Origin of the sequence: Sedimenticola hydrogenitrophicus, from assembly GCF_025175675.1 — a bacterium.
In the GTDB taxonomy this organism is placed as follows: domain Bacteria; phylum Pseudomonadota; class Gammaproteobacteria; order Chromatiales; family Chromatiaceae; genus Sedimenticola; species Sedimenticola hydrogenitrophicus.
In genome coordinates this window covers 36,789-44,776 of the sequence record NZ_JANIOA010000036.1, presented here as the reverse complement: position 1 = coordinate 44,776, position 7,988 = coordinate 36,789, and the positions used below count along the sequence as shown (strand labels likewise).

At 61.8% G+C, this 7,988-nt stretch carries 5 protein-coding genes; 3 read left to right on the top strand and 2 right to left on the bottom strand.

Going from position 1 to position 7,988, the window contains the following annotated elements:
- Window positions 1–278: 278 nt before the first annotated feature.
- Entirely contained in the window at window positions 279–1,664 is a 1,386-nt protein-coding gene (locus tag NPX02_RS16640) for a ribulose-bisphosphate carboxylase (RefSeq protein WP_260294921.1), read from the bottom strand.
- Window positions 1,665–1,844: 180 nt separating this feature from the next.
- Here NPX02_RS16640 and NPX02_RS16635 point away from each other — a divergent pair, with 180 nt between their 5' ends.
- From NPX02_RS16635 to NPX02_RS16625, 3 genes are all read left to right on the top strand, one after another.
- Window positions 1,845–2,753, top strand: a complete 909-nt coding sequence (locus NPX02_RS16635; protein ID WP_260294920.1) for a LysR family transcriptional regulator — start codon at window positions 1,845–1,847, stop codon at window positions 2,751–2,753.
- Window positions 2,754–2,989: 236 nt separating this feature from the next.
- Entirely contained in the window at window positions 2,990–4,936 is a 1,947-nt protein-coding gene (gene dxs, locus NPX02_RS16630; RefSeq protein ID WP_260294919.1) for a 1-deoxy-D-xylulose-5-phosphate synthase, read from the top strand.
- 289 nt (window positions 4,937–5,225) lie between these two features.
- A complete protein-coding gene (locus NPX02_RS16625; RefSeq protein WP_260294918.1) occupies window positions 5,226–6,620 on the top strand; it encodes a YdgA family protein in 1,395 nt (464 codons plus the stop codon).
- Window positions 6,621–7,014: 394 nt separating this feature from the next.
- On the opposite strand, the gene NPX02_RS16620 is transcribed toward NPX02_RS16625, so the two are convergent.
- Window positions 7,015–7,908: a phosphoribulokinase gene (locus tag NPX02_RS16620; protein ID WP_260294917.1), complete on the bottom strand. Its 894-nt coding sequence runs from the start codon at window positions 7,906–7,908 to the stop codon at window positions 7,015–7,017.
- Between the last annotated feature and the right edge of the window lie 80 nt (window positions 7,909–7,988).

Genomic DNA, 7,988 nt, shown 5'->3' with positions numbered 1-7,988 from the left:
GGAGCGTGGGAACGAGGGGGGGTAGGCAGTAGCGTGTAGGATGGGTGGAGGCGCGGCACCATTGTAAACGGCTGTTCGCGGCAGTTGGTCGCGCCGTAACCCATCTTCGGATGCGGGTGCAGGTGCACGATGGGTTGCGCGCCGGAGCCGGAGCCGGCGGAGAGTCCATGGGGGCGCTCCACCCATCCTACGCCCGGATGTAAAGGGCAGAACTAGGTAAACAAAAAAACCCCGCATCAGGATGCGGGGTTTTCTGTTCTACACAGCTATTGGGTGGCTTACTTGTGCACGCCCAGACGATCCCGCCAGCCGGGGAAGATCTGATCCGCATCGTGCGGGAAGGATTCGAAGGCGCGGGCAAACTCCTTGTGCTCCTTGGCGTACTCGACCGGGTCGGCACCGGCCTTCCAGCACTCGTAGGCCTGGCGCAGGGAGATGGCGCCGGCCGCCGGGCTGTCGATGTGGCCGTAGGAGCCGCCACCGGAGGTGTTGATCACGTTGCCGTGGCCCAGGTTCTCGAAGAAGCCGGGCAGACGCAGCGCGTTCATGCCGCCGGAGATGATCGGGGTGGTGGGTTTCATGCCGTACCACTCCTGGTGATAGAACGGACCGTCGCAGCTGTCGCGCTCGATCATATAGGCGATGATCTTGTCGTCCCGCGAGCCTTCCATCTTGCCGTAACCCATGGTGCCGACGTGGATGCCGGAGGCACCCTGCAGACGCGCCATCTTGGCCAGTACGAAGGCGGTGTAGCCGCGGCTGGAAGAGGGCGAGGTGATCATGCCGTGACCGGCACGGTGGTAGTGCAGGTACTGGTTCGGGTACTGGCGCCGGGCGGTGGTGATCATGCCCGGGCCGCCGACGAAGCCATCCACCAGGAAGGCGACATGGGAGGCGTTCTCGCCGAAGGTCTCGAGGATATAATCGGCACGCGCCAGCATCTCGTAATGATCGTCCGCGGTGATGTTGGCGGAGAACAGCTTGGCCTGCCCGGTCTCGTCCTGGGCGCGCTTCATGGCGTCGGCCAGCAGGGGTACCACCTTCTTCAGCGGGCAGAACACCTGGTTACCCTGGGGTTCGTCATTCTTGATGAAGTCACCGCCCAGCCAGAACTGGTAGGCGGCCGAGGCGAACGGCTCGGGGCGCAGGCCCAGTTTCGGCTTGATGATGGTGCCGGCGATGTAGCCGCCATCCTTGACCGGACGACCGAGGATGCGCCACAGATCGCTGATGTCCTTGGCCGGGCCGTCAAACAGCTGCAGCATCTTCGGCGGGATATAGAAGTCCTGCATCTGGGCGTTCTTCACGTCACCCATGCCCTGGTTGTTGCCGATGCAGAGGGTGAGGAAGGAGACCAGCATGATGCGGCCATCGGTGACATTACGATCGAACAGCTCGTTCGGATAGGCGATCTTCATGATGCCGTTGGCTTCATCGATCTCGTACACCAGCGCGTCCACACCCTTGGTGAAGTCGTCGGTGGTGGAGACCTCCACATTGGTCCCGGTGGAAGACTCGGCGGCGAAGTGTGCCGCGGTAGCAAGATAGCCGTGGCCTGCGGCAGGCTCCATGGTGTAGGCAACCAGGATGTGGTTGCCGTCAGCGATCAGCTTGTCTTCATTCAGACTCAGGTCGGCGTAGCGACTGGTTTGGTCAAGGGCCATCTGTTGTTACCTCATTACTCTCTATATATGATTGGGCTGTTTGCGTACAGTGCGATGGGTTCAATCGGCTTCTCCCAGGGGAGTTGAGGTGACTATAGCTATCGATCACTATAAATAAAACTCAAAGTTTTTGATTGATGTGATAAGGTAGCGCTTATATGTAGGTATGGGGTGAGCATTATGAATTTCACAATTCGTCAATTGAAAGTGTTCGAGGCCGTAGCCACTCATTTGAGTTTTACCAGAGCTGCTGATGAGCTATATCTTAGTCAGCCTGCGGTTTCCATGCAAATCAAACAGTTAGAAGAGAGCGTCGGATTGCCGCTGTTTGAGAAGCTGGGCAAGAAGATCCATCTCACCGGGGCCGGGCGGGAGCTCCACACCTATGGCAAGGCGATTTTCCGCCAACTGGACGAGATGGAAGAGGTGATGGAGGCGCAGAAGGGGCTGAGTCGCGGCCGTCTGGATATCGCCGTGGCCAGTACCGTCAACTACTTCGCCCCGCGTGCCCTGGGGGCCTTTTCACGCCGCTATCCCGGTGTCCGGCTCAGCCTCTCGGTGAATAACCGCAAGGAGCTGATGCGCATGCTGGAACAGAACGAGAAGGATCTGGTGCTGATGGGCCAACCCCCCGATGCGCTCGATCTGGAATATGAAGAGTTCATGGACAATCCCCTGGTGGTGATCGCGCCGCCCGACCACCCGCTGGTGGGGGAGAAGCGAATCTCGCTGCAAAAGCTGGCCGAGCAGACCTTTCTGATGCGCGAGCCCGGCTCTGGCACCCGGCTGGCGCTGGAGCGGTTTTTTCAGGAGCAGGGACTCGATCTGCTCTGCGGCATGGAGCTTAATGGCGGCGAGGCGATCAAACAGGCGGTCCGGGCTGGGCTGGGACTGGCCGTGGTGTCGGCCCACACCATCGAGCTGGAGCTGGAGACCGGCCGGCTGGTGACCCTGGACGTGGAGGGTTTCCCACTGCTCAAGAAGTGGTTCATGGTGCATCGCCGCGGCAAGCGGCTGTCGCCCTCGGCCCAGGCGTTCCACGATTTCCTGCTGGGCGACGGGTTGGCCGAGATCCAGAAAATTAGGTAGGGACTTGGTGCGGCTTGTTGGGCTAAAATGCGCGGTTTCGCCTATTGCGATTGCACAATCAACCAGGGTCGGGGACCGACTTCCATCGCTGAGCGGGTGGAAATCCTCCGACGGCTATACTTTACAATGGCTGCAGCAGCCTGTCGGACTTAACGCTGATCTACTGCGGACCCTCGCTACGATCGGTTAAGCCAGACAGGCTGCCAGGGTCTCCAGCGGAACGCACGGGTAAGGGCATGTCACAGCGGCAACAGGGCAGCGGATCAGGATCGACTGGCACATTCCGGCTGCTCGACAGTATCGAATATCCCCGGGATCTCCGGTTGCTGCCGCCGGAGCGGCTGCCGGCACTGGCCGAGGAGTTGCGGCGCTTTCTGATCGAAACCGTGTCGCGCACCGGCGGCCATCTGGCGGCCGGGCTCGGGGTGGTGGAGCTGACCATTGCGCTGCACTACGTACTCAATACCCCGGAGGACCGGCTGCTTTGGGATGTGGGCCACCAGGCCTATCCGCACAAGATTCTCACCGGCCGGCGCGAGCGTATGGAAAGCCTGCGCCAGCGCGACGGCATTTCCGGTTTTCCGCGCCGCGAAGAGAGCGACTACGACACCTTCGGCACCGGCCACTCCAGTACCTCCATCGGTGCCGCCCTCGGCATGGCCGCAGCGGCCAAGCGGCTGAAGGTCAAGCGTGATGTGGTCGCCGTCATCGGTGACGCGGCGATGGGCGCCGGGATGGCGTTCGAGGCGCTCAATCACGCCGGTGCCCTGGACCTGGACCTGCTGGTGGTGCTGAACGACAACGACATGTCCATTTCCGACCCGGTCGGCGCCTTCCGCAATCACCTGGCCCGCCTGCTCTCCAGCAAGTTCTACACCCGGGTGCGTGAAGGCGGCAAGTCGGCGCTGAGCAGTCTGCCGCACATCTCCGAGCTGGTGGGGCGCTGGGAAGAGCACATGAAGGGCATGGTGATGCCCGGCACCCTGTTCGAGGAGCTGGGGTTCAACTATATCGGCCCGATCGACGGCCACGACCTGGAGACCCTGACCGCCACCCTGCAGAACATGCAGATGATGCACGGCCCGCGGCTGTTGCACGTGGTGACCCAGAAAGGCCGGGGTTACAAGCCGGCTGAGGGGGACCCGCTGGTCTACCACGGGGTGACACCGTTCGATCCGGCCACCGGCAAGATGGACAAGAAGAGCGCCTCCGGGCCCAGCTATACCGAGATCTTCGGCCGCTGGTTGTGCGATGCCGCCGCGGCCGACCCGCGGCTGGTAGCGATCACCCCGGCCATGTGCTCCGGTTCCGGCATGGTGGCCTATGCCAAGCGTTTTCCCGACCGTTATTACGATGTGGGCATTGCCGAACAGCATGCCGTCACCTTCGCCGCCGGGCTTGCCTGTGACGGGGTAAAACCGGTGGTGGCAATCTACTCCACCTTCCTGCAGCGCGCCTATGACCAGCTGATTCACGACGTGGCGCTGCAGAACCTGGATGTCACCTTTGCGGTGGACCGGGCCGGGCAGGTGGGCGCCGACGGCGCCACTCACGCGGGCAGTTTTGATCTGAGCTATGCGCGCTGCATCCCCAACCTGGTGGTGATGGCGCCGTCCGATGAGAACGAGTGCCGCAAGCTGCTGCAGACCGCCTATCAGTATGAGGGGCCGGCCCTGGTCCGTTATCCGCGCGGGGCGGGTTGCGGGGCCCGGGTTGACGAGGCGCTGGAGACCCTGCCGCTGGGCGAGGGCGAGATTCGTCGGCAGGGCCGGCGGGTGGCACTCCTGGCCTTCGGCAGTCTGCTGGATACGGCACTGCAAGTGGCCGAGGACGTGGACGCCACCGTGGCCAATATGCGCTTTGTCAAACCGCTGGACGAGACACTGGTGCGGCGGCTGGCGGACAGTCATGAACTGCTGGTGACCCTGGAAGAGAATGTGCTCAAGGGGGGCGCCGGATCCGCCGTCAATGAGTATCTGGCGGCCGACCGGCAGCGGGTCCGGACCATCAATCTCGGCTTGCCGGATCATTTCATCGAGCACGCCACGCCGGCGGAACAGCTGCGCGAGGCGGGGCTCGACCGGGAGAGCGTGCTAGCGGTGATCGAGACGGCACTGGCGGCGGACGCCGAGTTGACGGCGGGAGATCCGGTCAGGGAAGTTTCGGTCAACGGTCAGCGCTAAGGGCCCGCGCAAGGATAATTCCGTGGTACCGAGGGCGTTCCTGGGCCACGCTGGCAAGGCCTGCTTTACAGGCAATGGCCGCTCCCGACCATCCATGGTCTCCGCGGCATAAGTCCATCCTTGGACAAAGCTGTTCCCTTGCCAACAAAGCGTAATGCCGCCAGCGGTGTCCAGGAGCGTCCGAATGCAGGAACGTATTCTTGCGCGGGCCCTAAGTCCCGCCGCCACGCCGCGGTCGGGTTGCGCCTCTCGGGCGGTATTGGAGCATAACAATAAAGTGAGGATGCGTATGAAGCGGTTTATTGCCCTGTTTGTCGTGCTGGGGGCGGCCCTGTTGGCGGCTCCCGGTATCGTCGGCTTTCAGGTGGAGACTTACTATCAGGGACTGATGCAGCAGTTTGCCAAGGGCGGTGCCGAGCTGGTCTCGCAGGATTACCAGCGTGCCTGGTTCGGCGCCGAGAGCCGTACCGATTTTCTGGTCAGGATCCCCTCCGGCGCGGATCGCAGCAAGATGGAAACGCTGCAGTTTTCCCTGGTGAGTCATATCACGCACGGGCCGCTGACGACGGATGGGTTGCGGCTGGCGGATATCCGCAGCGATATCCGGGTGGATGGTGAGTCGCTGTTGCCGGCCGATTATCAGGCCGTGATCAGGACGCTGATCGGCATCGACGGTCAGGGCAGTACCCGGATCGACCTTCCGGCGGGTGTGATCCCGGCCAGTGGCGAGCGCCCGGCGATCCGCTTTGACGGTATGGATGGCGATATTCGTTTTGATGCGGCCTTCGAGCAGGTGGATGCCCGTTTCGCCCTGCCGGCATTGCGGCTGTCGCAGGGGGACGCGCAACTACTGGAGATCGAGGGGATGCAGCTCAACTCCCATTCCAGTAAGGATGTCTCCGGCTTGACGCTGGGCGGGGGGCGGTTCGCGATCGGCCGCATCGGCATGTGGGATCAGGCCTCCGGCACCCGGATTGAAGCGCGTCAACTGGGTGTGGAGGCCGAAAGCACGGTCAAGGGGGAGCTGGTCAGCGCCACGGTCCATTACCAGCTGGATCGGCTGGAGGTCGATGGCGGGGTTTACGGCCCGGCGGAGGTTCGGCTGGGGCTCGGCAATCTGCCGCCCGAGGCGCTGCTGCGGATTCAACAGTCGGTCGAGGAGATCAATGCCCAGCAGCTGCCGGACGAGCAGAAAGGGATGGCGCTGTTGAGTGTGCTGATGGGCAATGCCCCGGCCCTGCTCAAGGGGGATCCGCTGGTGACCATCGACAAGCTGAGCATTCAGACCCCGGATGGCCTGGTCGCGGGTAAGCTCTCGCTGCAGTCGGTAGGGCTGGAGTGGAAGGAGATCGGCAATGCGCCGGCGGTACTCGGCAAGTTGGTGGCCGATGCCTCGTTGCAGATGCCGAAGCGGTTGTTCACCCTGCTGTTGCGGCAAAAGGTGGAGGCCGATCTGTTGCGCCAGTTTGAGCAGCGCCGGCTGCTCAATCCCGATGCCAAGCTGCCCAGTGCGGCGGAGTTGGCGGAGTTGGCGACCGTGCTGACCGAACAGCAGCTGAACCAGTTGCTGGGGCAGGAGATCCTGGTCGAGCAGGGCGACACGATCGCCACCCGGGCAACCCTCGCGGATGGCCTGCTGAGCGTCAACGGCAAGACCATCCCACTGCCGCCAATGCCACAGTGACGGCCTGAGTTACAGACAAAAAATGCCGCCTCAAGATCGGAAGGGGTCGGAGTCAAGCCGCGTATTTGCGAAAATTGGTTAATCCATTCCGACCGGCTTGACTCCGACCCCTGAGTACAATGGCTTATCCGCTCCGTTACGTTGACCAATTTTACCTCTGTGCCGAATAGCACTTACTTCAGCCAAGAACCACCGTCATTCCGGCCTGCGCCGGGATGACGGGAGTTTTAAGTTTAACTAAGTAGCATTGGCCTCTGTGCCCTCTGTGTCCCAGTGGTGAAGATCGATAGCAAATGAACAGCATAGGGCCATGGCTGGGTGAGTGGCCCATCGGGTAAAAAAAATGCCGTCTCGAAGGCGGCATTTTTGTATCCCTGGAAGCGGTCCGGTGGGGTTACCCGCCGTTTCGCTCGTCCATCATCTGCTCGATGATCGGGGTCAGGATGATCTCCATGGCCAGACCCATCTTGCCGCCCGGCACCACGATGGAGTTGCGGCGTGACATGAAGGAGTCATGCAGCATGGAGAGCAGGTAAGGGAAGTCGATATTGAACTTCTTCGGGTCGCGGAAGCGGATCACCACAAAGCTCTCATCCGGGCTGGGAATGTCCCGGGCGATGAAGGGGTTGGAGGTGTCCACGGTGGAGACGCGCTGGAAGTTGATATCGGTGCGCGAGAACTGCGGGGTGATGTAGTGGATGTAATCCGGCATGCGCCGCAGGATGGTTTCCACAATGGCTTCGGCGGAGTAACCGCGTTCCGAGTTGTCGCGGTGAATCTTCTGGATCCACTCCAGGTTGACGATCGGCACCACGCCGATCAGCAGGTCGACATACTGGGCCACATTGGCCTCGTCGGTGACCATGCCGCCGTGCAGGCCTTCGTAGAACAGCAGATCCGTCTCGCCGGGGATGTCCTCCCAGGGGGTGAACTGACCCGGTTCCAGGGCGGTGCCGAGGCGGACATTGTGCTCCGCCGCCTCTTCCTCGCTGTGCAGGTAGTAGCGTTTCTTGCCGTTGCCGTGTTCGCCGTAGGTCTTGAACAGCTTCTCCAGTTCACCGAACAGATTGGAGGCGGGACCGAAGTGGCTCAGGTTCTCTCCCCGTTGCGATGCCTCGGCCACCGCCTCGCGCATCGCCACACGATCATAGCGGTGGAAGCTGTCGCCCTCGATAATGGCCGGGGTGACCCCGTCCCGATAAAAGATGTGTTCAAAGGCACGCTTTACCGTGGACGTTCCGGCGCCGGATGAGCCGGTAACGGCAACGATCGGATGTTTTTTCGACATGTTATACCCCTGAGTCTATAAAACTTCTTCAGATTGTCGGCAATTCTGACAGCGGTGAACCGTGAGGAGAAGTAACAATA

What these genes read in the sequence shown, in the direction of transcription:
- NPX02_RS16640 (WP_260294921.1), bottom strand. Translation starts at nt 1,664, where the DNA reads ATGGCCCTTGACCAAACCAGTCGCTACGCCGACCTGAGTCTGAATGAA.
- NPX02_RS16635 (WP_260294920.1), top strand. Translation starts at nt 1,845, where the DNA reads ATGAATTTCACAATTCGTCAATTGAAAGTGTTCGAGGCCGTAGCCACT.
- dxs (WP_260294919.1), top strand. Translation starts at nt 2,990, where the DNA reads ATGTCACAGCGGCAACAGGGCAGCGGATCAGGATCGACTGGCACATTC.
- NPX02_RS16625 (WP_260294918.1), top strand. Translation starts at nt 5,226, where the DNA reads ATGAAGCGGTTTATTGCCCTGTTTGTCGTGCTGGGGGCGGCCCTGTTG.
- NPX02_RS16620 (WP_260294917.1), bottom strand. Translation starts at nt 7,908, where the DNA reads ATGTCGAAAAAACATCCGATCGTTGCCGTTACCGGCTCATCCGGCGCC.